The sequence below is a fragment of the Pseudomonas sp. PSPC2-3 genome, assembly GCF_049898265.1.
In the GTDB taxonomy this organism is placed as follows: Bacteria; Pseudomonadota; Gammaproteobacteria; order Pseudomonadales; family Pseudomonadaceae; genus Aquipseudomonas; species Aquipseudomonas veronii.
Genome location: NZ_JAFCXJ010000005.1, coordinates 434360 through 455743, shown reverse-complemented (window position 1 = coordinate 455743; position 21384 = coordinate 434360). Strand labels below are relative to the sequence as shown.

Here is a 21384-nt window from a genome sequence, read left to right as displayed (position 1 = left end):
TAAATGGACGTTAACCGGCAAGAAAACAGATACGGCTTATAACGAGCTTTCAATTTTGGTTGAAGGTTGTGATTTTTTAGACGGGGTGAATAAATGATTGATGTTGCAACTCAAATGAAACGGACAGCTTTGGTTGCTTTTATGGCAGTAGCATCGGGGTGTTCGTCACCGCCAGAGCGCAGCGCTGATTCCACCAAACCTACTGAGCCACTCGCGGATTCTCACTTTCATATTTCCAACTATGCCTTCCAAGGCACAACGCTGCGCAATCTGGTAGACAACTACATGTCGACGGGTATCACGCGCTCGGTCGTGATGCCACTGCCACTGCAGCAACGATGGGACAGTTTTGAGGGGTACCAAGCAAATTCCGGAGGGGATGCGTTCGGGCCGAACTACTATATTGGGCCGAAGTCAGATCTTTATTACTATGCATTCGCCGATGCCATGTACGCCAAGGAATATCTTGAACTGCCCCGGGAGTACCAAGAACGATTAGATCTCATGATCACGGGATTTAATCCCATGGATCGCTATGCCGTTCAGCATCTGAAACGGGCGATACTCACGTACCCCGGGGCATTTGTTGGAATCGGTGAGTTTACAATTCATAAAGAAGTCGTCTCCAAGAAAATCGGGGGTGAGCCAATCAGCCACACTGCCGCAGGCGATATTCCATCGGACGTTCACAGCGCTGACGAGACGATGTCCCTGACTTCAGAATCACTCTCCAGCCTTCTCCAGGAAGCTGGCGAAATAGGGCTCGTGGCGACGCTTCACAACGATGTCTATGATTCGGATGTTACACACACCGGTGAAGTAAAAGCTCTCCACCCTGAACGGAATTATGAGGCAGAACTGAAATCGCTGTGCTCAACGGCCCCCAAAACGGTCACTATTTGGGCTCATACCGGTTTGGGGCGATTCGTCAAACCTACAAAAGACCACTTGGCAATCGTTGGTCGAGTCTTGGATAGTTGCAATAATTGGCTGGTCGATATCTCATGGGATATCGTACAGGAAACGATTCTTCATCCTGGCTCAGCAATGCCGTCGACTGAAGAATGGATTGCATTTCTAGATAAATATCAGGACCGGATTCTTTGGGGCTCTGATACCGTTATTTTCGGGCGCAACAAGTTCGAGGCTCTTCCAGGTACCGGAATGACCGTTACCCCCGGAAAATTAATGGCCGCCCAAGACTATAAGAGTGTTTCTAATATTCTCGATCCGGTGTTTGCGACATTGTCGCCTCAGGCTGCGGCGAAGATAAAATATGAAAACTATGTGCGCGTTTTTAACGGGGCTCGTCTAAAAGTTCGTGCGTGGGAACAGCTTCATCGAGACGCTAACGTCTGGGACATCAAAACGCCCAAGACTCCCGATCTTCGCCCTCAGTGAGTCGCACCGCTATCAGCCTATAGCGACCAGGTATTTGTAGCCTTTCCAATACATTCAATACCATCAAGTTACACGATAGGCGTGACGCACTTCATTTTGAACGGTCTTATCCATCGAGCATTAAAGCTTGTGACTAGAGAGTGTTGTGATGAAGTTGAGCAATCTAACTAAGGCGGCACTGATTGTCGCGTTGTTATCGTCCCTGTCGGGCTGCTGGATATTCATGCCGCCGGGTGGTGGTGGTGGTGGTGGCCACGGTCAGGGCGGTGGCCATGGCGGTCCGGGCGGTCCCGGTCTGCGTTAAGTAACGGCTTATTGGGGCAAGCCACGCTATTCATCTTGATGAGGCGTGGCTTGCCTTTTTTTTGCCCGGCTTAAATCACAGGCAAAGAAAAGCCCGCGATGGGGAGAGCGGGCTAAAAGGTGTTTCTCTAGGAGCTGAAACAACACTAGGTGTTCACCTGTGAAAGCTTTGTGAAAGGCTTGAGCCAATGTGTCGATGGCCAGTTTGCTGGTGCTGTCGCTGTACCCGAGGCTGTTTTCGCGTTGAGTGCCGGGCTGCGCTGACGTCAAACGGGCGAGATGGTCGCCAGCAGACCGATGCCAATGGTCAGCACCAAAAAGCCAAACAGGAAAATTGCCATCTTGGTCATAAGGCCTCCGAAGGGAAGGGGGCGGCAGGAACATTCCTGTCGCGCTCGACAAGGGTGTCGGGAGTGGCCCTATTGTCCGCCTCGATGACATTTCGATACAGGCGCAGATAGTAAAGAAAAAACCGTATCAGATGCGCGCGCAACGCTTTGGCCTGGGGGGTTGGAGAGGGCTGGGTTTATCAAGATCAGCAGGTGAGCCATGTCTTGAGGGTACGGCGAGCCACCTGAGACAGCCGCAGCATTTCCCCCTAAGATGGCGCCCACAGCCTCAACAATAAGAGAGGGCCGACCCTCGATGGAAAGACGTCAATTCAGCGGTGGCATGAAAGGCAAGAACCTGCGCTATCTCAATGAAACACCCGGCCAGCCGGCGTCGGCCACCCGCGTTGGCTTCCTGCTGCTCGAACACTTCTCCCTGCCGGCCTTCACCCAGACCCTCGACACCTTCGTCACCGCCAACCTGTTGCGCCCCGAGTTGTTCGCATCGCGCACGTTCGGCTGGGGCGACGGCGAAGTCATCAGCGACCTGGGCCTGGTGATCCGCCCGGATGCACGCCTCGACGTGGCGGCCCTGCAAACGCTGGAGTTGTTGGTGATCTGCGGCGGCTTTCGCACCGAACTCAAGGCCAGCGACGACTTCATCCACCTGCTGCGCAATGCCGCCGAGCAGGGCGTCAGCCTGGCCGGCTTGTGGAACGGCGCCTGGTTCCTCGGCCGCGCCGGCCTGTTGCAGGGCTACCGCTGCGCCATCCACCCCGAACATCGCCCGGCACTGGCGGAAGTGTCCAAGGCGGCCCACGTCACCAGCGAACCGTATGTCATCGACCGCGACCGCCTGACCGCCTCGAGTCCGTCTGGCGCTTTCCACATGGCGCTGGATTGGATCAAGGGCCTGCACGACAAGGCCTTGGTCGAAGGTATCGAAGATATCCTGGCCTTTGAGGAGTCCCGCTACCGGCGCATCAAACCGACGGAAAACATCTGCGTCAGCGCGCCGTTACGCGAGGTGGTGAAACTGATGGACGCCAACCTCGAAGAACCCTTGGAGCTCGACCAGCTCGCCGTCTACGCCGGCCGCTCCCGCCGCCAGCTCGAACGGCTGTTCAAGGAACAACTGGGCACCACGCCGCAGCGCTATTACATGGAACTGCGGGTGACCGAGGCGCGCCGGCTGTTGCAGCACACTGAGTTGTCGCAGGTGGAGGTGCTGGTGGCGTGCGGGTTTGTTTCGCCGAGTCATTTCAGCAAGTGTTATAGCTCGTATTTCGGCTACAGGCCGTCGAAGGAAAAGAGGTTGGTCAAGTAGCGTGGAGGTTGTTGGATTTTTTGTGTGACGAGTCATGATCACGGAGTGCTGATTCTCATCATATGTTTCAGAACCGCGCCAACCGATACCCCTCCAACTCCGGCAAACCCGACAGCCGCGGCCGCGTCGAAGCCAGTTGCGCGATGAGCTCCGCAGTCACCGCCGCCTGCGTCAACCCCAGATGCTGATGCCCGAACGCAAGCAACACCTTGCCGTCGAAGACCCGATCGATGATCGGCAGCGAGTCCGGCAGGGAGGGCCGGAAGCCCATCCATGGCGTCGCGTCCTGTGCATTGAGGTCTTGCCGGAACAGCCCTTTGCTCAGGCGATGCAGCTGCCAGGCGCGTTGCATATTCGCCGGGCGCTCCAGGCCGGCGAATTCCACGGTGCCGGCCAGGCGCAGGCCGCCGCGCATGGGCGTCATGATGAACTTGCGCTCCAGGGAGGTAACGGCGAAGGGCAGGCGTTCATGTTCGTGGGGCAGCATCAGGTGGTAGCCGCGTTCGGTGTCGAGGGGGACGTGCTTGCCGGTCAAGGCGGCGGTGAGTTTCGCCGAGTGGGCTCCGCAGGCGATCAGCACCTGGCGTGCGGCCAATGGGCCTTGATCGGTGATCAGCGTGACGCCATGGGCGTCGACTTGCCCGCCCAGCACCTGGCGGGTGAAAAATTGCACGCCGTTGGCTGTGGCGGCGTTCACCAGTTCGCACACCACTTGATAGGGATCGAGAAAGTGCCCGGTGCCCGCAAAGAACAGCCCGCCCAGGATGTGCTCGCTCAACTGCGGCGCGGCCTTGCGAATGGTGTCAGCCGACCAGAACGCCACCGGCACGCCTTGCTGCGCCATCCGTTGCTGCAGCGCGTCGATGGCCCCTCGCGAATCCGCACGCTCGAACACCAGCAACGAGCCGTCTTCGCGCAGCAGCTCCGGCCGGTCGATGCCTTGCAGCAGGCGCTGCCATGCGCCCAGGCTGCCTTCGTTCAGTGCGCGAATGCCGGCGACCGTGCGCCGGTAGCTGGCCGGGCGCAGGTTGAGCAGCAAACGCGCAAACCAGGGCAGGGCGCGGGGCAGGTATTTCCAGTCCAGGCGCAGCGGGCCCATGGGGTCCATCAGCATCGTGGGCAAGCGCTTGAGGATCGACAGGTCGGCGATAGGGAACACTTGTTCGCTCGCCAGATGGCCGGCGTTGCCATAGGAGGCGCCCATGCCGGGGGGCTGCGCGTCGATGACGACGACCTGGCGCCCTTGACGTGCCAACTGCAAGGCACAGGCGACGCCGATGATGCCCGCGCCGACCACGGCGATGTCGGCGCTAGGGGTTTCAAGCGACATTCTGTTCCGCCGACCAGTTCGCGTACCACTGGCGGAACAGCGCGTACTGGCTTTCGGCATAACGACGCTGGGCCGCGCTGAGTTGGTCGCTTTCGTTGAAGTGCAGGGCGTAGCCATGGTCACCGTTGAGCACCATCAGGTGCTTGTAATACAGCACCAGATCGCAGCCTTCGTCGAAGGACGACAGCACCGCCAGCGCAGCCTCCAGCTCAAGGGCCTGGCGACGTGCCTTGGCATCGCCCTTGGCGGCTTGCTTGCTCAGCGCCACCAGTTGCAGCACTTCCCGAGGTAGGGCGTTGCCGACGCCGGTGATAGCGCCGGTCGCGTTGCAGTTGACGAAGCCGTGTACCACCTGGGTATCGACGCCGACCATCAAACTCACGTTATCGTCCTGGGAGGTGATGTGTTCGGCGGCGTAGCGCAGGTCGGCGGCGCCGCCGAACTCTTTGAAGCCGATCAGGTTCGGGTGCTCGCGGCGCAGCTCGAAAAACAGCTCGGCGCGGGTGGCGAAGCCGTAGTAGGGGCTGTTGTAGATCACCGCCGGCAGGTGGGGCGCAGCGTCGAGGATCGCGGCGAAGTGGGCCTTTTGCGCGGTGGCCGAAGCGCCACGGGACAGCACGCGGGGAATCACCATCAACCCCTGGGCGCCGACCTTGGCCGCATGCGCTGCGTGGGACACCGCTTCACGGCTGTTGACCGCGCCGGTGCCGACGATGGTCGGCACGCCGGCGGCGGCCAGGCGCGCCACGCCCTCCTGGCGCTGGGCTTCGGTGAGCAACGGCCAATCGCCCATGGAGCCGCAATAGACCACGGCGCTCATGCCGATATCGATCAATTCGCGGCCCTTGGCGACGAGGGCGTCGAAATCCGGCTTGCGCGCGGCGGTACACGGGGTCATCAGTGCGGGAATGCAGCCGGTGAAGATGGTGTCGCTCATGGGGCTAACTCCTTGGAATATTCAGTCAAACCATGCAGGGCTCAGATGCCCCAGGCGAAAGGGTCCTGCGCATCGATCAGCAGGGTGCTGTCGGCGGTCATGTAGGCGCGACCGGTGATGTACGGGCGCACGCGTTCGCCGTCCCATTCATAGCGGCCTTCGAACTGGCTGCCGGTGATGCTGGCTTGTACCCAGGTTTCACCCGGCGCGAGTTTGTCATCGGCGGCCAGGCAGGCGAGCTTGGCGCTGGTGCCGGTGCCGCAGGGCGAGCGGTCGTAGGCTTTGCCCGGGCACATGACAAAGTTGCGGCTGTCGGCGTGGGCGTCATCGGCGAACAACTCGATATGGTCGATCAGTGCGCCGTCTTCGCCATAGATGCCTTGGCGTTCGAGGGCCTTGAGCATCGCCCAGGTGTAGTCGGTCAGGGCGTCGACGTTATCCATCTGCAGCGCCTGGCCGTGCTCCGACACCAGGAAGAACCAGTTGCCGCCCCAGGCGATATCGCCATGGACCACGCCATGCCCCGGCACTTCCACCGCTACCCGTTGGCGAAAACGGTAGGCGGGCACGTTGCGCAGGGTCACGGCGCCGTCTGCATGGAGTGTGGCCGCCACCGGCCCGACGGGCGTGTCGACGGTGTGTACGCCTGGCTCGATGCGCCCCAGATAGTGCAGCGAGGCAACCAGGCCGATCGTGCCGTGGCCGCACATGCCGAGGTAGCCGGCGTTGTTGAAGAAGATCACGCCGCAGGTGGCGCCCGGTGTGACCGGCGCGCAATACAAGGCGCCCACCAGCACATCGTTGCCACGCGGTTCCAGCAGGCAGGCGCGGCGCCATGCGTCGTGGTGGGTGCGCAGGTTGTCGAGTTGCGCGGCGATGCTGTTGCCGGCCAGTGCGGGGAATCCGTCCATCACCAGGCGCGTGGGTTCGCCGCCGGTGTGAGAGTCGATGACGTGCAGTCGTTTCATGACACGCTCCATTCAGGGGTGAGCCTGGCCGATGGGATAGGCATGCAGTGGCCATATCGTGAACGCGTCAGCGCTGCGACGATTGATGTTTTGCGCCGGGTTGGATGACGAATTCAGCACAGTTTTCTACGCTCGACAGCATCCCGTGCATGGGGCAATCTGCTGGACGTCGAGGCGCAAAGAGGGGGGCGGAGTGATGTTGCAGAGTGCGTTTGCGGCCCTGTGCCAAGGGCGCGAGGCGAATCGCCCGCAGAGCATCGAGCAGTTATTGGCCGGCGTCATGCAACTGCTGCCGATGCTCGACGTGATCCCCAATGCCGCGATTTTCATCAAGGATCTCGACGCCCGCTATGTGCTCGCCAACCGCACCCTGGTGCAGCGTTGCGGGCTCAAGCAACTGCAACCGTTGCTCGGCAAAACCAGCGCCGAGGTGTTCCCCGCGCAATTGGGGCCGGGTTATACCGAGCAGGACCGGCGCGTGCTGGAGCAGGGGTTTGTATTGGCGGATCAGCTCGAGTTGCATCTCTACGGCAGCCGCGAACCGGGCTGGTGCCTGACCCACAAGTGGCCGCTGTACAATCACGTCGGGCAGATCATCGGCCTGGCCGGCATTTCCGTCGACCTGCAATCGGCCAGCGAAACCCACCCCGCCTACCAACGCCTGGCCGCCGTGGACGCGCATATTCGCACGCACTTCAATCGGCGCGTGACCTTGGGCGAACTGACGCGTATCGCCGGGATCTCGGTGGCGCAGCTGGAGCGCTACTGCAAGCGCGTGTTCCACCTGACGCCGCGGCAGATGATCCAGAAAGTGCGCCTGGAGCACGCCCATCGCTTGCTGCACAGCGACCTGCCGATCACCGACGTCGCGCTGCAGTGCGGTTACACCGACCACAGTGCGTTCAGCCGCCAGTTCAAGGCGTCGACGGGGTTTACGCCGAGGCAGTACCGCCAGTTGGGCTAACCGCCGGCATTGCGATGCAACGAATAGCCCCGCTCGCCGCTCCTATGCTTACGAGTAACCTTTTCACGACGACAGGTAATGGGCTTATGACGGCGGCTGACAACGATCATGTGAACTGGCTGGTGCAACAGTCGATGCTGCACGCGGCGCGCCAGCGCGCCAAGCTCTATTCGGGGCAAGGGCGCCTGTGGCAACAGCCGTATGCACATACCCGGCCGCGTGACGCTTCGGCCTTGTCGTCGGTGTGGTTCACCGCGTACCCGGCGTCGATTGTCACCCGTGAAAACGGCACGGTGCTCGAAGCGCTGGGCGATGAGGCGCTGTGGCATGCCTTGTCGAAGATCGGTATCCAGGGTATTCACAACGGTCCGCTGAAAAAGTCCGGCGGCTTGGCCGGGACGGAACACACGCCGACCATCGATGGCAATTTCGATCGCATCAGCTTCGACATCGACCCGCAGTTGGGCACCGAGGCGCAGTTGCAGGCGCTGACACGCATGGCGGCGGCTCACAATGCGGTGATCATCGACGATGTGATCCCCTCGCACACCGGCAAGGGCGCGGATTTCCGCCTGGCCGAGATGGCCTACGAGGACTACCCGGGGCTCTACCACATGGTGGAAATCCGCGAGGAAGACTGGCCGTTGCTGCCGGAGGTCGCCGACGGGCGCGATGCCCAGAACCTCAGCCCGCTGCAGGTGGACGCGCTGCGCGATAAACACTACATCGTCGGCCAGTTGCAGCGGGTGATTTTCTTCGAGCCTGGCGTGAAGGAAACCGACTGGAGCACCACGCCGGTGGTCATCGGCGTCGATGGCAAGCCGCGGCGCTGGGTCTACCTGCATTACTTCAAGGAGGGCCAGCCGTCGCTTAACTGGCTCGATCCATCCTTCGCCGCGCAGCAGATGATCATTGGCGATGCGCTGCACGCGATCGATGTGATGGGCGCCAAGATCCTGCGCCTGGATGCCAACGGTTTCCTCGGTGTGGAGCGCAAGCTCGACGGCACGGCCTGGTCGGAAAGCCATCCGCTGTCGATCACCGGTAATCAATTGCTTGGCGGCGCGATTCGCAAGGCTGGCGGTTTCAGCTTCCAGGAACTGAACCTGACGCTGGACGACATCGCGTCGATGTCCCACGGCGGTGCTGATCTCTCCTACGACTTCATCACGCGTCCGGCCTATCAGCATGCGTTGCTGATGGGCGACACCGAGTTTCTGCGCCTGATGCTGCGCCAGATGCACAACCTCGGCATCGACCCCGGCTCGCTGATCCATGCCTTGCAAAACCATGACGAACTGACCCTGGAACTCGTGCATTTCTGGACCCTGCATGCCCATGACAGTTTCCTCTACCAGGGTCAGACATTTCCCGGCAACATCCTGCGCGAGCATATCCGCGAGCAGATGTACGAGCGCCTGGCCGGCGAACATGCGCCGTACAACCTCAAGTTCGTCACCAATGGCGTGTCCTGCACCACCGCCAGCATCATCACGGCAGCCCTCGGCATTCGTGACCTTGCGACGATCACGCCGGCCGATGTCGAGCAGATTCGCCAGATCCATTTGCTCCTGGTGATGTACAACGCCATGCAGCCCGGCGTGTTCGCCTTGTCCGGCTGGGACCTGGTCGGGGCATTGCCGTTGGCGGCGGATGACGTCGCGCACCTGATGGCCGATGGCGATACCCGCTGGATACACCGCGGCGCCTACGACCTGGTGGACCTGAACCCGCAGGCCGAGCTTTCGGCGGGGCAGATGCCGCGTTCGAAAACCCTGTACGGCAGCCTCAACCGCCAATTGCAGGACCCGGACTCGTTCGCCTCCCAGTTGCAGAAAATCCTCGCTGTGCGCCGTGCCTATGACATCGCGGCCAGTCGCCAGATCCTGGTGCCGGACGTCGAACATCCTGGCTTGTTGGTCATGGTCCACGAACTGCCGGCCGGTAAAGGCACACAAATCACCGCGTTGAACTTCGGCAGCACGCCGATCACCGAAACCCTGCACCTGCCCAATATCGCGCCGGGGCCGGTGGTGGACATCATCAATGAACGGGTCGAGGGCGATCTGACGGCCGAAGGGGCGTTCACCATTACCCTGGACGCGTATGAAGGGTTGGCGTTGCGGGTGGTCAGCAGTTCGCCGATGCTTTAGCGCAGATCAAGTGATGACCGGCACCGAGCCGCCAAACTGGTTGGGTGCAGGTTGGCACACGGGTTGAGGGCAACCCGACACGACGCTCATCCAGCCATAAAGGAAACCCGACCATGTTGTTTGATGCATATGCTGAAGAGTCGCTGAACGGTATCGGATATGTCGTCCAGGATATCGAGCAAGTCGCCAAGTACACTGAAGGCCTGCGAACGCGTCTTTCTGAACTCTTCACATCTACGCACAGCCGTTTTGGCGTGAGCTTTACCGTTCCGCCAGAAGGTTACTTCCAGCTTGAAGGCCATTTCGGCCTGATCAGAGCGAATCTGCTCTATGCCAATGAGGGCAGCGGCACCTTTGGTCGTGTGGTGCTTCGCAAGCACACGCTGGACGAGCAGGGGAGAGAGGCGTGGCCAGAAATCTGGGCGTTCCGCATTCTGAAAGATGGCGATGTCTGGGTGAGTGACAAAGGCCCGGTGCTCTACAACGAGTGGAGTACGCCAAGCGAACACAAGTTTGTCGCTGCTCGGCGTCTCGTTGAATCAATCGTGCTGTCTGCGATGAAGCCACGCTAGACCGGTAGTCAGCAAGCAACCCCTGCGGGAGGCGATTGAACGCGTCTACCGCTGCGGGTTGCGTCTTGCAAGCGCCACGGCCGCAGTGATGGCCGCGCGCGCTTGTGGGCTGTTCTTCCAGCACGTCGAGCCCAATGCCGCGGAGGCTTGGGCGAGGATGTCCCCCACGTTGGATTGGCTGAGTGTGTCCAGCGATTCAATGCCCATCTGTTCAAGCCGGGTAATCACCGTGGGGCCTACCCCCTTGAGTGCGAGCAACGCTGTTCTTTCTTCCAATGAGAATGGCATCGGTGAATTCCTTTTTCCAAGAGTCGCGGGAGTGTGCCGGATACTGGAGAGTGCCTCAATAGGTCGTTGTTGATTGGGTATATCGAACTTCCCGACTATCGACGACAGCGCCACGCGGGACTCCTGTTTTTGTGCGCTGAAGAGCCATATAAAGAACGTTACATTTTTGACTGTTAAATCACTCACCATTAAAAAATAAAATAGCTGACTTTGAAGTCAATCCGAAAAAACAGGATCATATTTGAAGTAGGGAAATAAATTCCCTCTTAAAAAGGTGAGCCAATTGGAATATACGTATAAAAACCAGTTTCACGAAAAAGCCAATGTAAAAGCGGTTCTCGTGGGCGACAATAAAGTCATTAGTCCATTCGAGTATATTGAGATCTTCTTAATAACCAGAGGCTATGACACGAGCCCGGAAAATAGACTCCGAGTCGCGGAAAGCCTGGCCCACGTGCCCGCGCGCGAACGCCATTCCGCCTCTGAGCTGGACCACTGGCTTGATTGTCACTTCAAAAGCTGAGGGGCTCCGTCGCGGCACATTCAACGCAAGAGTGATAATCAAAGACAATGCCAGGTACTTATGCAGGCAGATTACGAGATACATTATATAAAGAGCGACCACAAGAAGGTCCGACGCGTCAGAGCCCAACAGATGATGGATCTTGATGCGTGGAAATTTGCAATTATTGCCGAAGGCGGCAGCCGTGAAGAGACTTCGCCGTTAGTTTGTTTGGTGCAGGTCAAAGCACTTGCCGCTAAATACGATGTAAGTTCAGTCAGGTGGAACAAGGCGATCCATGTCAACAACTTGGATACCGTCGTATCGAATAGGCGGATGGCGTTGGAGGATACCGGAGACCGTAACTTAGAGCAGGCTCAACCTCGGGATGACGTGACACCCGATCAATCTGGCTGATAGAACGCAATCGAGTGTTGTTCGACTCGAAAAAGGCCTGGACGTGTTCCAGGCCTTTTCATCGAGCAGCGCCGCTTCAGCAGTTGGCGCTCCTTGGGTTTGGCTTGGTTTTGTCGGCGCATAAAAAACCCCGCACTGGGCGGGGTTAGTCTGCATCACCGATGCAGAGGGCGGGAAATAGTGCTGGGAACTTCCCCCAGCTTGCCCCAGTGGGGCGTTTTAACAAGCCTGCCATCAGGCAGGCTTTGTCGGGACTCTGTTAGCTGTTGGAGCAACCGTTAGCCATGACACTGTATTGCATGACGTGTTCGTGACCTTGGTGGTCCAGGTAGGTCATCTGGACAGGGACTACGGCACAGACATTGTCAGGGATGGAGTCCATGTGAACCACTTTGGCGATGTCGAGGTGCGAGCTGTAGCTGTATTGCTCAACGGCAGGCTCATCGGCAAACGCCATCTGGCTACCCAGCATTACAAAAGAAGCAGCAATCAACATTTTAAACAGTTTCATTTTTTCAGTGTCCCAACGATGCAAACGATTTACGTCTTCAGTCGGATTGGCTATGGCCGAAGGCTCTACGAGGCGCGGGTGGGTGGTTTGCTTGGACCCTATGGATTCGCGCTTCGTCGCTTTGTTTGGAAGCTGGGTCTAGTTTATGCCTATGGCGATTTTGATAAATCCCAAAGACTGGAAAGCATTGTTGTTGAAAAAGTAATAATTCACTCCGGCGCCCCTGGTAGCCACCCCAGCCAATACACTCGGTTCTGCTCCTGTCGATGACGCGAACTTGCGCTTGTTTAGTGCCGTGAGAAAGCATGGGGTTGGGGGTAGTACGAATCTCAAAACCGAGTGTCTCAGCATTAAGGCTCAGAAGTTTCATCTCGGATGGCCAGGCTTTGGCGATGTGCCGCCAACCCGTTCAGTCGCCAGCACGGATGATCTGCTAGCTCGTGCAGCGGCCGAAATAGACAGGCCAACCGCCAGGGCTTTACCCACCCGTCAGAGGTGGCCGGGTTGATCGATAAACACCTGGCTCACGGATTGGTTGAGCCATGCGTTGGCTCACAAAAAAGGCCCGCGCACGGGCCAAATGGAAAACCTTCAAAGACGCAGAGGGGGTTGTCCCTCCTCTTGGGTCAGCTGACCGTTACGCAGTCGTGTTGACTCGTGTACCTACCGATCCTGAAGTTGCTTTGGGCTGTTCGACTTTGCTTGCAGTGCTACCGTCATGATCGCCGTCGCTGTCCGCCGGCATGGCTGGCCGGACTTGAGGTTTGATTGCTACGGGTTGCGGTTGCGCGATCTGTGTCGACCCAGTGATTGCCGATGCCATGTGAATCCCCTTAAGTGACGGTGGTTTGAGTTAATGCTATCGGCATGTTATTTCAATATTTAAGCGTTCTAGTTAAAGCGCTCATGAATAAAAATAATTGAGAGTATTTCGCAGACTTAAGTTTGTTTCGGTACTTGGGCATTCAAGTGTTATGTGAAAATTTCGTGATATGTCTGTGATGCTTGGCGAGTTGCTTTTGCACTATCCCTGTCGGCGGATCGTGTTGCCGGCGTCGCACCAGGTTAATGATCAAGGTCGGGGCGGTGCCAGGGATCTACATGCGTCATAAGATTCAAAACACGATGAATCTGCATCACATTTTCCCTTGCGCAAACTGCAATGGCATGACCTTCCTCAACGGTAATTGAGGCATCCACTTCGATGTGAGCGTCGACGATGATCATGTCCCCCATTTTTCGAGTGCGTAGATCATGTACACCTTTAATGCCGGGGGTATTTTTAAGCGTATTGCGGATAGTTTCGACTTCCTGCTCATCAGCCGATCGGTCCATCAGGTCGTGCAATGAATCCCAAGTGAAACTCCAACCCATCTTGGCGATCATGCCTCCAACAACCAGCGCAGCAATCGGGTCAAGAATCGGGTAGCCCGCCAGATTGCCCACAATACCTATGCCGACAACCAAGGAGGAGGCGGCGTCGGACCTTGCGTGCCAGGCATTGGCAACCAACAGACTAGACTTAACTTTTTTGGCCACCCGCAGCATAAAGCGAAACAGCAGCTCTTTGGCCACCAGCGCTGCGATGGCAACCCATAAGGCCGCAATGTGTACCGTTGGAATCGATTCAGGGGTTTCAAGCTTGAACACTGCAGAACCGATCATGCCCACGCCCACGATCAACAACAGTATGCCCAATACCATGGATGCGGCGGTCTCGAAACGCAGATGCCCATAGGGGTGACCTTCGTCGGCATCCTCCTTGCTTTTGTGGCTGGCGAACAGCACTACGAAATCGGCGATCAAGTCTGATAGCGAGTGAATACCATCGGCTACAAGCCCCTGGGATTTTGACATCACGCCTACGACAATCTGTGTGCACGACAGCGCGATATTGACGATGACGCTCATCCAAGTGCATCGCGAGGCTGCCGCCGCGCGGGCGACTTGACTATATCCCTCGTCTTCAGATTGTTCAGAGATCTGTTGATGATTCATGTGTATTTCTCTAATTGAAATTGATACTCGTCTCGCGCGGCAAGACGCGCCACTACTTAGTACTGGTTGCGCTTTTTATCGGGGTTGGAGGGTAAGGCGTCTACCTCAATTAAAGCAAGGTGCGATGAGTTATAAAAGTGCCTATTTATCGGTATTTAGGTCTGAGTGTAATGATGTAAATGCTAATACTTCGCGTAACTAAGTTTTCCACCTGGCTGCAGAGTTTGTGAGTCAAATAGGGATGACTCTCAACTTCACTAAAGAACAGGTGGGCCGGTGCGGCGGGGTGGGTTTCATCTCTCGAGCCGAAGCGGTCAGGCGCAAGAAAAATGCACGGAAGAATAATGTGATTGTCGTGGGGTATTTGTTTGTAATAGATGTATTGGGCGGTAAGTTCAGAATCTTGCGCTACAAAGTCCAAGGACGAACTGGTTAGCGGCGATTTTTTAGGGGGTGAGGAGGATCGCGGGTCTGAGTTTTGCCTCGGTGTGCCTGCGTAGAGTAAGCAGCATGGTAGTAGATTCGGCAGGAAGCCGGGGGAGAGGGGGAGTTGCGGGGAGCAAAGCGCCTCGGTCATCCTCCGGTGATTGGTGACGGTAAGATTTGCATCGTCATTTCGTAACGAGACGATGGGCAAAATATGTCACGCACCTCAATCGAGTACTAAGCCTGCGCTTGCTTTACCGGTTAGAGCTGACAGCGTTTTTGATATCAAGGATGGATATGCTGACGCGGTGGCTATATCTGCTGGCTGTTTCTGTACTGTCACTGTTGTCGATGGTATGCAACGGTCAGGTTCGAGACGTCGTGATGGATCTCGGCGCACCAGATGCAGCGCGGCCAATACGCGTGGCTATCTGGTATCCCGAAGGCGTATGTTCCCCAGAAACGTCGGGGCTGTGCCTTGATGAGTCAGCGGTTACTCACAAGGTCATCGTCGTTTCACATGGCAGTATGGGTGCGTCAGACGATTACGCCTGGATCGGTGACGGCTTGGCAGCCAAGGGATATATCGTCATAGGTCTCAATCATTTCGGTGAGTCCCGGGTCTACGGGGAGCAGACACAGACCTTCCGAGCGACCGGTATGGTGTGGGAGAGGGCCCTGGATGTGTCGCGCGTATTGGATGCGCTGAAAAAGCTGAGCCCCTTTCAAAAACAAGTCTCCTGGGACGATGCCATCGTCATTGGCCACTCCGCCGGTGGCCAGACGGCTGCATTGCTGGTGGGAGCACGCTTTGACCTTCAGGCGTTCGCGCAGTATTGCGGTACCGGGCAAGCAGAGGGCGACCGTTCGTGTTCTTACGCCCACGACATCAAGCGCGCGCCAAGTTCATTTATCTCATTGTTCAACGGTAACTATCGCGACTCTAGGGTCAGGAAAATCGTTCTGCTTGACCCTGCCCTAGGGCCAGCATTACTTGAGCAATCCATGGCGGGCTCGCGAGTTCCAGCGCTGGTGGTGGGGGCTCTCCACGATGATTTTTTGCCTTGGAACAGTCAGGGTGCCCGTTATGCGGCCGCGATTCCTTACGTAAAAACATTGTTGTTGGAAGGCGGCGAGGGGCACTTTGTTTTTCTCTCCGTTTGCCATCATGACGCCAAGGTCAATGACGTTCCGCTCTGTGTGGACAAGGCTGGTGTGGATCGCCAAGCGGTGCATGAGCGCTTGTTGTCCACGCTCGTTGCGTTCATTGCGCCTGATGACGAAATCCCGCTATCCGGACAACCGACAACGCCCGCGACTGCCAATGCCAAGGTTGCGCAACTGACTGTGATGGAAATCCTCAGCTACACGCCGCGATGGGTCTTCGGTTTGTTTTTTGTGCTCTGCGCGTTGGGGCTGATGCAAACACGCACACGACGGGTGCGATTCAGCCTCGCCTTGCTGTTGCCCATTGGCATGCTCATGTTGTCCCTGTTGGGAGTTTTTCAGTACACCCGGTATTGGATCGCCGCAATTGGGTGTTGGCTCGTGGGGCTTGTCGCCGTCTGCATGATCGCTTCGCGGATAATGGATGGCGGTTTCGTGAAGTGGGATGACAGTTCGGCTCGACTGATAGTGCTTGGGAGCTGGGTGCCGCTGTTGGTAATCCTGGGGATTTTCATCACGCGCTATCTGTTAGGCGTGGCCCGTGCGCTGCAGTTCCAACCGCTCGATCAATGGCCGCTGCAGATGTTGGTGGCCGGCGGGTTGGGAGCTTGGAGTGGCTATTTCGCGTGCCGGGCCCGACGGTGTTGGCAAGCATCTCGTTCGTAGCCTTGCGCGTGAGGGTTGAGAGCATTCTGCTCGGCGACCTCTTGTTTTAAATTGAAATCATCGGCGTCAACATCAAGATACTTTTCAGCCGCTCAGGAGTCGCTTCTAACTTGTTAGCAGGGAGCTCTTGGCCCAGTACAATTGTCAATGCGTTGAGCCAGTCTCTTGAGTTTTGAGAGGCGCATTGGTTTGTTGGTAAATGCTCATCAGCTACATCCCATTTCTGTACAGGCCAATCCACCAGGGACGCTAGGAGACCATCTCTCAGAAGCTGAAACTGCTCGTAAGAGTCGTTTGGTGTCTGATTGAGTGCAACTTTCAACTTCGTGAGGCGATGTGGCATTACCGTTCCTTGGCATTTCAGATAGGCACAACGCTACTACGCTGAGAGCATTGTCGGTTACTGGCATTCCGTCCACGCTGGATGCCTGGTCAGGCGCGGGGTACAGTCGACACTTTCCTGGGGAGGACCACAATGAAAGCTTGGCTGACGGTTTTGTCTGCGCTAATTCTCGCGGGCTGTGCGGACAGTGGGCCGATGAAGGTCGGGCCTGATACGTACACGATTTCAACCCGGGTACCTTTTGGCGGACCTGCGTCCGCGAAGGGGCAGGCGCTCAAAGAGGCGAACACATTCTGCGAGTCCCAAGGCCGAGAAATCCTGCTTGATCACATGCAGGCCAGTGAATGTGCATTACACGGCGGTTGCGGTGAGGCTGAGATTTACTTCTTCTGTCTGGCCAAGGGTGATCCGCAGTTGACGCGCCAAAAATACAGCCCCGATCCCACACAGAAGATTGAAATCAATCAGCGCTGATCAGCCACGGCTTTTTGGTCCGGCAGCATACCTTGGGCTACAGTCTTGCCAAACCAACGAGGGAACGACATACGGATATTGATAACGGTGTGTCGGGCATCGTTCATGTGCTGTGTGGAAGATTGCGCTGGATGCTCAGCCCCTAGGCCTGCGGCCTCAAGAACACCACTGCATCTGGTAACCCGGTACCGCTCTGCTACGGCAAGCGGTGGGTAGGCGGGGCATTATGCCTTCGCCAGCGTGACCAAGCGTCTAGGTCATCAATGCGCTCAAGCACGCCGACCGGAGAGCGGAGTTGCGAGTCGATGCGTCAATGAGGGGGTTGTGTTTGGTCGGCAGGACGCAGGGAGAGGGGAGTTGCGGAGCAAGGCCTAAAATTGCGGAGCGCAAACATTAAGGGCCTGCATGAAGTTCATCATGCACGCCCTTGATATCCATGGTACCCGAAGCCGGAATCGAACCGTCACGCCCTTACGGGCGGGGGATTTTAAGTTCGCATGAGGGCACGTGTCGGGCGTGAACCTTTAAGCCCGGCGCCATCCGTAATTAACGGCGGAAGCGGAATTTTTGCCAGCCATACTTGAACCTGAAAGTTCCGGTATCTCCTCGTAGAACATAGAGGCTGACCCTGTAAAAAGCAGTAAAACGTGAGAATCCAAGGTGTCTGATTTTTCTGTAGACCCAAACCCATCCGTGGCGATTGGTAGTTTTGGCGGGTCTCAACACGATTAACGCGTTCCTTCTGCTATGCGTAATTTGGCGCAGATGATAGCGATGTGCCCCATCTAGAGGCTGTCAAATAATAACGGTGCGGGAACTCGTTGTCGCAATAGCTGTATTGCCAATATTCATCTTGGTACTGCACCGCGCGCCCACGTAAACCAAGCTGCTGTTCACCTCTAATCTCCGCCGTTGTGCGGGGTTTTTTCGTAGGGAGAAAAGTATGACTGCAACCGGAAAAGACCGGGATATCTTGGCGCGCCCCCCTTTGGCGTGAGGTCCGTGGTGCAGGTCTGGACGGACAGATCGCCGTGGCCCGGACCGTCCGTCACCGAGTGCTCAACGAATTCTCGCCATCACCGGTGACGGCGATCAAGGATTGATCGCGCTGCGGGCGTGCCCGGCGTATGTGAGGAGTGTTTCAAAATAGGCGTTGGTGTTCGGTCGGCAGGACGCCGGGGAATGGAGAGTTGCGGAACAGGTCTGAAAATTGCGGAGCAAAAAAGATAAGGGCTCGCATGAAGTTCATCATGCAAGCCCTTGATATCTATGGTGCCCGAAGCCGGAATCGAACCGGCACGCCCTTACGAGCGGGGGATTTTAAGTCCCATGCGTCTACCAGTTTCGCCATTCGGGCGGCAGCGCGGTGCAGCAGGGTTGGGAATATATAGATCCGGGCGTCAGGGCGCAAGGTCGGAAGTTGCCTTTCTTGCACAAACACCGGGATGAAAAAGCTCGATAGATCAGTGATCTACATCGGCTTTTGAGCACAAGCCGAAGATTCCCAGGGCCGGCGAATACGCCTCATAAATGACAGGTGCGGCAATACGCCGTCACGCTGCTTCAGAGTGGACGACTCAGCAGTGGCGGCCTTGGGCATAAGCCGCTGCGACATGCGGTCCGCAACGGCGCTGGATGCAGGTGTAAGGTAGGCCGTGCAACGCTTGGAAATCTCAGGAAAAGCGAGGTGACTATGAGCGCTCCAACACTCAAGAAGCTGCATCTGAATGGGTATGACATCGTGCAGGTCAATTTCGGGCCGTGGCGGGTGTGTACGGCTCAGGACCGGTTGGCGTCCTTCGATTCCCGCGAGCAGGCGCTGGCCTATGCGGCCACGCTGTCGGTGCGCAAGGCGCGTGGCAGGCCGGGGTCCAATGATGACTGAGTGATTGATTCAGCAGAACCAAGCCCCGGCGCAACCGGGGCTTCTGCTGTTTGGGACTACACGAAGGGCTGACCACTGAAGCCGCGTGGCAGGCGCTGCAACCCTGGCAGGTCGGTCAAGTGTTGCGCCCAGGCGCTGCGCCAGTCACTGGAGGTGTGGGTCTTGGCTGCGCGCGAAGCTCGGCGTGCGGCGTTGCGCTGGGTGCGGCGCGCTTCCTTGTAGGCCTCGGTGTTGCGGCAGGTTCGGCATTTGACGCGGTTCAGCTCGGCGCTGGAGGGGAGGCTGCTGCCGTGATGGCCGCAGGCTAAGTGCCCGGCGACTTTGAAGTGAATGACCATGTAAGCGTCTCCTTCTTGGGGGTACGCGCATCTGCAGATCCACAATGCACGCGGGGAGGGCGGGCTGCGATTGATCCCGACACCTACAATTACGACCCCGCGCTGGTCGCAGCGTTCGGTTTACGGGCCTGGCCCTTCTCAACAGCAAGGCTCGACGTTACTCTGCCTCAAGTCCAGTCATAAAAAGGAGTGAGTGATGAGCGTCGAAAACCTGCCACGTGAAGGCAGTTGCCGTTGTAACCGCGTGCGCTTCAGTGTGAGCCAGCCCCCCGTGATCACCATGGCTTGCCATTGCACCGGTTGTCAGAAGATGACCGCCAGCGCGTTCTCCCTCAGTGCGCTGATTCCCGCCAGCGCGTTCACCGTGACCCAGGGTTGCCCGGTGATCGGCGGCATCCATGGCGTGGACCGCCATTACTTTTGCCCCCATTGCATGAGCTGGCTGTTTACACGGCCCCATGGCATCGATGAGTTCGTCAATGTGCGTGCGACGATGCTGGAGAATGCCGAGGATTATCCGCCGTTCATGGAAACCTGGACCAGCGAGAAATTGCCTTGGGCCACGACGCCGGCGGTCGAGCACTTTGCACAATTGCCCGGGCCGGAGGATTTTCCGCGTTTGTTGCAGGCTTACGCCGAGTTCAGCGCCCGCTGAGTTCAGTCGATCAGCGCGAGCAGGTCGGTATCGCCCACATCGTGTCCGGCCTGGGTCAGCAGTGTCGTCAGCTGGCCCCGGTGGTGGGTCTGATGATTGAAAAAATGCACCAGCAGGCCGAAGAACGGCTTGTCTGCCGCGACCCCGCGCATGTTGTGGTAATGCAGGCGCAGGTCGAGGTCAGGCTCGCGCAGGCTTTGCGCCCAGTCGATGATCAGTCGATCCAGCCAGGTGCGGTGGGTGGCCAGTTCGTGCAGGTCGGCGAAGGCCAGTTGCTTGAGATCGGTGGGGGCGGCAATGCCGCTTAACGGTGCCAGCGCCGCATGGCTGGCGGGGTGCTGGGCAAAGCGTTTGAGCCACACGGTGTCGCCCAGTGTCAGGTGGTTCAGCGTGCCGAGGATCGAGCCGAAAAATGCGCGGCGGTCCATCCGTAGTTCGGCGTCCGTCAGCTTCGCGGCCGCGTCGTAGACTTTACGGTTCATCCACTGGTTGTAGGTCGCCATCAGGGCGATCTGTTCGATACGGTTCACGGGCTTTCTCTCTGTCTGGGCGGCGCGATGGCGCCATCATAAGGCGTGCCCACCCCGCGGTCATCGGGTTCCGCCAGAGGACGCCACCCCTACGAAGGCGTGACGCCTAGAAACGCAACGTGGCGCCGGTGGTCAACCATTGCGCGCGTTCAGCGACCAGGCTGCGCCCAACCACCACGTCGACGTCGATCAACGGCCCAAGGTGGAACCGTGGCCCCGCTTGCCAGGCCTGCTCAGCGCCTTTTTGGCCGTAGCGCTCGACAATCAGCGTCAACGAGTGCGCTACCCGATATTCGGCGCCGGCGCCCCATGTGAGACGCTGGTTTTGCTCGCCGTCATCATACGCGTGGGTCCAGCCGGCATTCAGGTTCAGTCGCAGGGGCTCCAGCGGTTGCCACGTCAACGGCACGTTGAAGTCCGCGCCATCAAACGCATGTCGCCGGTCCAGGGCAACGTGGGCGCTGGCGGACACGGCTATCTCCAGGCGCAGGTCCTGACGTGACATTACCTGCGCCTTCACTTGCGGGCTCACTTGCGTCTCGCGGTTGGCCCGTGACAATGCCGCGCCCCATTGCACGGCGGGCAGGGCCTCGAAGGTGCAGGCAGGCGACAGTGTCTCATTGTGCGTGCCGCCGTCGTGTCGGTGGGCGCTGTACCAGGCGTCGACGTTGCATTCGCCCGGCGTATTGATCGCGCCGTCGTCGACTGCATAAGCGCCCCCTGCCGCGAAGGCCTTCGAGAGTAAGCTGATGAGCAGGACGACGCTGAGTGTAAGCCCGATAAACATCAGGTTGCGCCGTAACGCCCGCCGTTTGGCTGGCGGTAACAACAAGAGGGTATGGCGAGCGCCTCGATAGCGGGTAACCCTTTCAGAGGGTTGGCGGTGTTTTTTGTACATGT

22 protein-coding genes, 1 tRNA gene and 1 pseudogene are annotated in these 21384 nt (G+C 58.1%); 12 read left to right on the top strand and 12 right to left on the bottom strand.

Going from position 1 to position 21384, the window contains the following annotated elements:
- The first annotated feature begins 93 nt into the window (after nt 1-93).
- A complete protein-coding gene (locus tag ACP7E3_RS14600) occupies nt 94-1401 on the top strand; it encodes a hypothetical protein (RefSeq protein WP_426123497.1) in 1308 nt (435 codons plus the stop codon).
- Nucleotides 1402-1731: 330 nt separating this feature from the next.
- On the opposite strand, the gene ACP7E3_RS14595 is transcribed toward ACP7E3_RS14600, so the two are convergent.
- Nucleotides 1732-2088: a hypothetical protein gene (locus tag ACP7E3_RS14595; RefSeq protein WP_426123495.1), complete on the bottom strand. Its 357-nt coding sequence runs from the start codon at nt 2086-2088 to the stop codon at nt 1732-1734.
- A 288-nt stretch (nt 2089-2376) separates the two neighbouring features.
- On the opposite strand from ACP7E3_RS14595, the gene ACP7E3_RS14590 reads away from it, so the two are divergent.
- Entirely contained in the window at nt 2377-3360 is a 984-nt protein-coding gene (locus tag ACP7E3_RS14590) for a GlxA family transcriptional regulator (RefSeq protein ID WP_079443908.1), read from the top strand.
- Nucleotides 3361-3427: 67 nt separating this feature from the next.
- Here the strand turns inward: ACP7E3_RS14590 and ACP7E3_RS14585 are convergent, their stop codons facing one another.
- Genes ACP7E3_RS14585 through ACP7E3_RS14575 form a run of 3 tightly spaced genes read right to left on the bottom strand, consistent with a single transcriptional unit; the run spans nt 3428 to nt 6595 of the window.
- Nucleotides 3428-4690 (bottom strand): NAD(P)/FAD-dependent oxidoreductase, encoded by a 1263-nt coding sequence (locus tag ACP7E3_RS14585; protein ID WP_426123493.1) that lies wholly within the window; start codon nt 4688-4690, stop codon nt 3428-3430.
- Nucleotides 4680-5627 carry a dihydrodipicolinate synthase family protein gene (locus tag ACP7E3_RS14580; RefSeq protein ID WP_017846348.1) on the bottom strand — a complete coding sequence of 316 codons (948 nt, stop codon included), beginning with the start codon at nt 5625-5627 and terminating at the stop codon, nt 4680-4682. Before ACP7E3_RS14580 ends, ACP7E3_RS14585 begins: the two co-directional genes overlap by 11 nt.
- 41 nt (nt 5628-5668) lie before the next feature.
- Nucleotides 5669-6595 carry a 4-hydroxyproline epimerase gene (locus ACP7E3_RS14575; RefSeq protein ID WP_017846347.1) on the bottom strand — a complete coding sequence of 309 codons (927 nt, stop codon included), beginning with the start codon at nt 6593-6595 and terminating at the stop codon, nt 5669-5671.
- 196 nt (nt 6596-6791) lie between these two features.
- On the opposite strand from ACP7E3_RS14575, the gene ACP7E3_RS14570 reads away from it, so the two are divergent.
- From ACP7E3_RS14570 to ACP7E3_RS14560, 3 genes are all read left to right on the top strand, one after another.
- On the top strand, nt 6792-7559 hold the full coding sequence (locus tag ACP7E3_RS14570) for an AraC family transcriptional regulator (RefSeq protein ID WP_102617052.1): 768 nt from the start codon (nt 6792-6794) through the stop codon (nt 7557-7559).
- An 86-nt stretch (nt 7560-7645) separates the two neighbouring features.
- Nucleotides 7646-9712 (top strand): maltose alpha-D-glucosyltransferase, encoded by a 2067-nt coding sequence (treS, locus tag ACP7E3_RS14565; RefSeq protein WP_108524193.1) that lies wholly within the window; start codon nt 7646-7648, stop codon nt 9710-9712.
- Nucleotides 9713-9825: 113 nt separating this feature from the next.
- Nucleotides 9826-10284 (top strand): hypothetical protein, encoded by a 459-nt coding sequence (locus tag ACP7E3_RS14560; RefSeq protein ID WP_426123490.1) that lies wholly within the window; start codon nt 9826-9828, stop codon nt 10282-10284.
- A 45-nt stretch (nt 10285-10329) separates the two neighbouring features.
- On the opposite strand, the gene ACP7E3_RS14555 is transcribed toward ACP7E3_RS14560, so the two are convergent.
- Nucleotides 10330-10572 carry a Pathogenicity locus gene (locus tag ACP7E3_RS14555; RefSeq protein WP_046383567.1) on the bottom strand — a complete coding sequence of 81 codons (243 nt, stop codon included), beginning with the start codon at nt 10570-10572 and terminating at the stop codon, nt 10330-10332.
- A 655-nt stretch (nt 10573-11227) separates the two neighbouring features.
- Here ACP7E3_RS14555 and ACP7E3_RS14550 point away from each other — a divergent pair.
- Nucleotides 11228-11491, top strand: a complete 264-nt coding sequence (locus ACP7E3_RS14550) for a hypothetical protein (RefSeq protein WP_126589485.1) — start codon at nt 11228-11230, stop codon at nt 11489-11491.
- Between the two features lie 259 nt (nt 11492-11750).
- Here ACP7E3_RS14550 and ACP7E3_RS14545 read toward each other — a convergent pair whose 3' ends face one another.
- Nucleotides 11751-11987: a DUF2790 domain-containing protein gene (locus ACP7E3_RS14545; protein WP_169850573.1), complete on the bottom strand. Its 237-nt coding sequence runs from the start codon at nt 11985-11987 to the stop codon at nt 11751-11753.
- Here ACP7E3_RS14545 and ACP7E3_RS14540 point away from each other — a divergent pair.
- Complete coding sequence (locus tag ACP7E3_RS14540; RefSeq protein ID WP_169865381.1) at nt 11874-12272, top strand: hypothetical protein; 399 nt, start codon at nt 11874-11876, stop codon at nt 12270-12272. The two genes, ACP7E3_RS14545 and ACP7E3_RS14540, sit on opposite strands and share 114 nt — an antisense overlap.
- 795 nt (nt 12273-13067) lie before the next feature.
- On the opposite strand, the gene ACP7E3_RS14535 is transcribed toward ACP7E3_RS14540, so the two are convergent.
- The gene (locus ACP7E3_RS14535) at nt 13068-14000 is read right to left on the bottom strand and encodes a cation diffusion facilitator family transporter (RefSeq protein WP_046383563.1); all 933 of its coding nucleotides are present in this window, start codon (nt 13998-14000) and stop codon (nt 13068-13070) included.
- 717 nt (nt 14001-14717) lie between these two features.
- Between ACP7E3_RS14535 and ACP7E3_RS14530 the strand changes: the two genes are divergently transcribed.
- Nucleotides 14718-16259: a DUF6622 family protein gene (locus ACP7E3_RS14530; protein WP_426123487.1), complete on the top strand. Its 1542-nt coding sequence runs from the start codon at nt 14718-14720 to the stop codon at nt 16257-16259.
- A 46-nt stretch (nt 16260-16305) separates the two neighbouring features.
- Here the strand turns inward: ACP7E3_RS14530 and ACP7E3_RS14525 are convergent, their stop codons facing one another.
- The gene (locus tag ACP7E3_RS14525; RefSeq protein ID WP_372812598.1) at nt 16306-16602 is read right to left on the bottom strand and encodes a hypothetical protein; all 297 of its coding nucleotides are present in this window, start codon (nt 16600-16602) and stop codon (nt 16306-16308) included.
- A 132-nt stretch (nt 16603-16734) separates the two neighbouring features.
- On the opposite strand from ACP7E3_RS14525, the gene ACP7E3_RS14520 reads away from it, so the two are divergent.
- Both ACP7E3_RS14520 and ACP7E3_RS14515 read left to right on the top strand, forming a co-directional pair.
- The gene (locus tag ACP7E3_RS14520) at nt 16735-17076 is read left to right on the top strand and encodes a hypothetical protein (RefSeq protein WP_046385301.1); all 342 of its coding nucleotides are present in this window, start codon (nt 16735-16737) and stop codon (nt 17074-17076) included.
- Nucleotides 17077-18133: 1057 nt separating this feature from the next.
- Nucleotides 18134-18226: pseudogene (locus ACP7E3_RS14515) on the top strand (lysis protein); the annotation flags it as partial.
- Between the two features lie 120 nt (nt 18227-18346).
- On the opposite strand, the gene ACP7E3_RS14510 reads toward ACP7E3_RS14515, so the two are convergent.
- Nucleotides 18347-18433 (bottom strand) — tRNA-Leu (locus ACP7E3_RS14510).
- 336 nt (nt 18434-18769) lie between these two features.
- On the opposite strand from ACP7E3_RS14510, the gene ACP7E3_RS14505 reads away from it, so the two are divergent.
- Nucleotides 18770-18961 (top strand): DUF2188 domain-containing protein, encoded by a 192-nt coding sequence (locus ACP7E3_RS14505; RefSeq protein WP_079443901.1) that lies wholly within the window; start codon nt 18770-18772, stop codon nt 18959-18961.
- A 56-nt stretch (nt 18962-19017) separates the two neighbouring features.
- Here ACP7E3_RS14505 and ACP7E3_RS14500 read toward each other — a convergent pair whose 3' ends face one another.
- Nucleotides 19018-19299, bottom strand: coding sequence for a hypothetical protein (locus tag ACP7E3_RS14500; RefSeq protein ID WP_046383559.1), 282 nt, complete (start codon nt 19297-19299; stop codon nt 19018-19020).
- Between the two features lie 196 nt (nt 19300-19495).
- Here ACP7E3_RS14500 and ACP7E3_RS14495 point away from each other — a divergent pair, with 196 nt between their 5' ends.
- Entirely contained in the window at nt 19496-19954 is a 459-nt protein-coding gene (locus ACP7E3_RS14495; RefSeq protein WP_046383558.1) for a GFA family protein, read from the top strand.
- 2 nt (nt 19955-19956) lie between these two features.
- On the opposite strand, the gene ACP7E3_RS14490 is transcribed toward ACP7E3_RS14495, so the two are convergent.
- Together ACP7E3_RS14490 and ACP7E3_RS14485 are read right to left on the bottom strand one after the other, a co-directional pair.
- Nucleotides 19957-20484 (bottom strand): DinB family protein, encoded by a 528-nt coding sequence (locus ACP7E3_RS14490; RefSeq protein WP_046383557.1) that lies wholly within the window; start codon nt 20482-20484, stop codon nt 19957-19959.
- A gap of 106 nt (nt 20485-20590) precedes the next feature.
- Complete coding sequence (locus tag ACP7E3_RS14485) at nt 20591-21382, bottom strand: hypothetical protein (protein WP_046383556.1); 792 nt, start codon at nt 21380-21382, stop codon at nt 20591-20593.
- Nucleotides 21383-21384: the final 2 nt, after the last annotated feature.

Bases quoted from the DNA above. Each gene is read 5' to 3' on its own strand.
- ACP7E3_RS14585 (WP_426123493.1), bottom strand. From the start codon at position 4,690: ATGTCGCTTGAAACCCCTAGCGCCGACATCGCCGTGGTCGGCGCGGGC.
- ACP7E3_RS14500 (WP_046383559.1), bottom strand. From the start codon at position 19,299: ATGGTCATTCACTTCAAAGTCGCCGGGCACTTAGCCTGCGGCCATCAC.
- ACP7E3_RS14600 (WP_426123497.1), top strand. From the start codon at position 94: ATGATTGATGTTGCAACTCAAATGAAACGGACAGCTTTGGTTGCTTTT.
- ACP7E3_RS14495 (WP_046383558.1), top strand. From the start codon at position 19,496: ATGAGCGTCGAAAACCTGCCACGTGAAGGCAGTTGCCGTTGTAACCGC.
- ACP7E3_RS14595 (WP_426123495.1), bottom strand. From the start codon at position 2,088: ATGTTCCTGCCGCCCCCTTCCCTTCGGAGGCCTTATGACCAAGATGGC.
- ACP7E3_RS14560 (WP_426123490.1), top strand. From the start codon at position 9,826: ATGTTGTTTGATGCATATGCTGAAGAGTCGCTGAACGGTATCGGATAT.
- ACP7E3_RS14575 (WP_017846347.1), bottom strand. From the start codon at position 6,595: ATGAAACGACTGCACGTCATCGACTCTCACACCGGCGGCGAACCCACG.
- treS (WP_108524193.1), top strand. From the start codon at position 7,646: ATGACGGCGGCTGACAACGATCATGTGAACTGGCTGGTGCAACAGTCG.
- ACP7E3_RS14570 (WP_102617052.1), top strand. From the start codon at position 6,792: ATGTTGCAGAGTGCGTTTGCGGCCCTGTGCCAAGGGCGCGAGGCGAAT.
- ACP7E3_RS14520 (WP_046385301.1), top strand. From the start codon at position 16,735: ATGAAAGCTTGGCTGACGGTTTTGTCTGCGCTAATTCTCGCGGGCTGT.
- ACP7E3_RS14590 (WP_079443908.1), top strand. From the start codon at position 2,377: ATGAAAGGCAAGAACCTGCGCTATCTCAATGAAACACCCGGCCAGCCG.
- ACP7E3_RS14505 (WP_079443901.1), top strand. From the start codon at position 18,770: ATGAGCGCTCCAACACTCAAGAAGCTGCATCTGAATGGGTATGACATC.
- ACP7E3_RS14580 (WP_017846348.1), bottom strand. From the start codon at position 5,627: ATGAGCGACACCATCTTCACCGGCTGCATTCCCGCACTGATGACCCCG.
- ACP7E3_RS14530 (WP_426123487.1), top strand. From the start codon at position 14,718: ATGGATATGCTGACGCGGTGGCTATATCTGCTGGCTGTTTCTGTACTG.
- ACP7E3_RS14525 (WP_372812598.1), bottom strand. From the start codon at position 16,602: ATGCCACATCGCCTCACGAAGTTGAAAGTTGCACTCAATCAGACACCA.
- ACP7E3_RS14535 (WP_046383563.1), bottom strand. From the start codon at position 14,000: ATGAATCATCAACAGATCTCTGAACAATCTGAAGACGAGGGATATAGT.
- ACP7E3_RS14555 (WP_046383567.1), bottom strand. From the start codon at position 10,572: ATGCCATTCTCATTGGAAGAAAGAACAGCGTTGCTCGCACTCAAGGGG.
- ACP7E3_RS14485 (WP_046383556.1), bottom strand. From the start codon at position 21,382: ATGTACAAAAAACACCGCCAACCCTCTGAAAGGGTTACCCGCTATCGA.
- ACP7E3_RS14550 (WP_126589485.1), top strand. From the start codon at position 11,228: ATGATGGATCTTGATGCGTGGAAATTTGCAATTATTGCCGAAGGCGGC.
- ACP7E3_RS14545 (WP_169850573.1), bottom strand. From the start codon at position 11,987: ATGTTGATTGCTGCTTCTTTTGTAATGCTGGGTAGCCAGATGGCGTTT.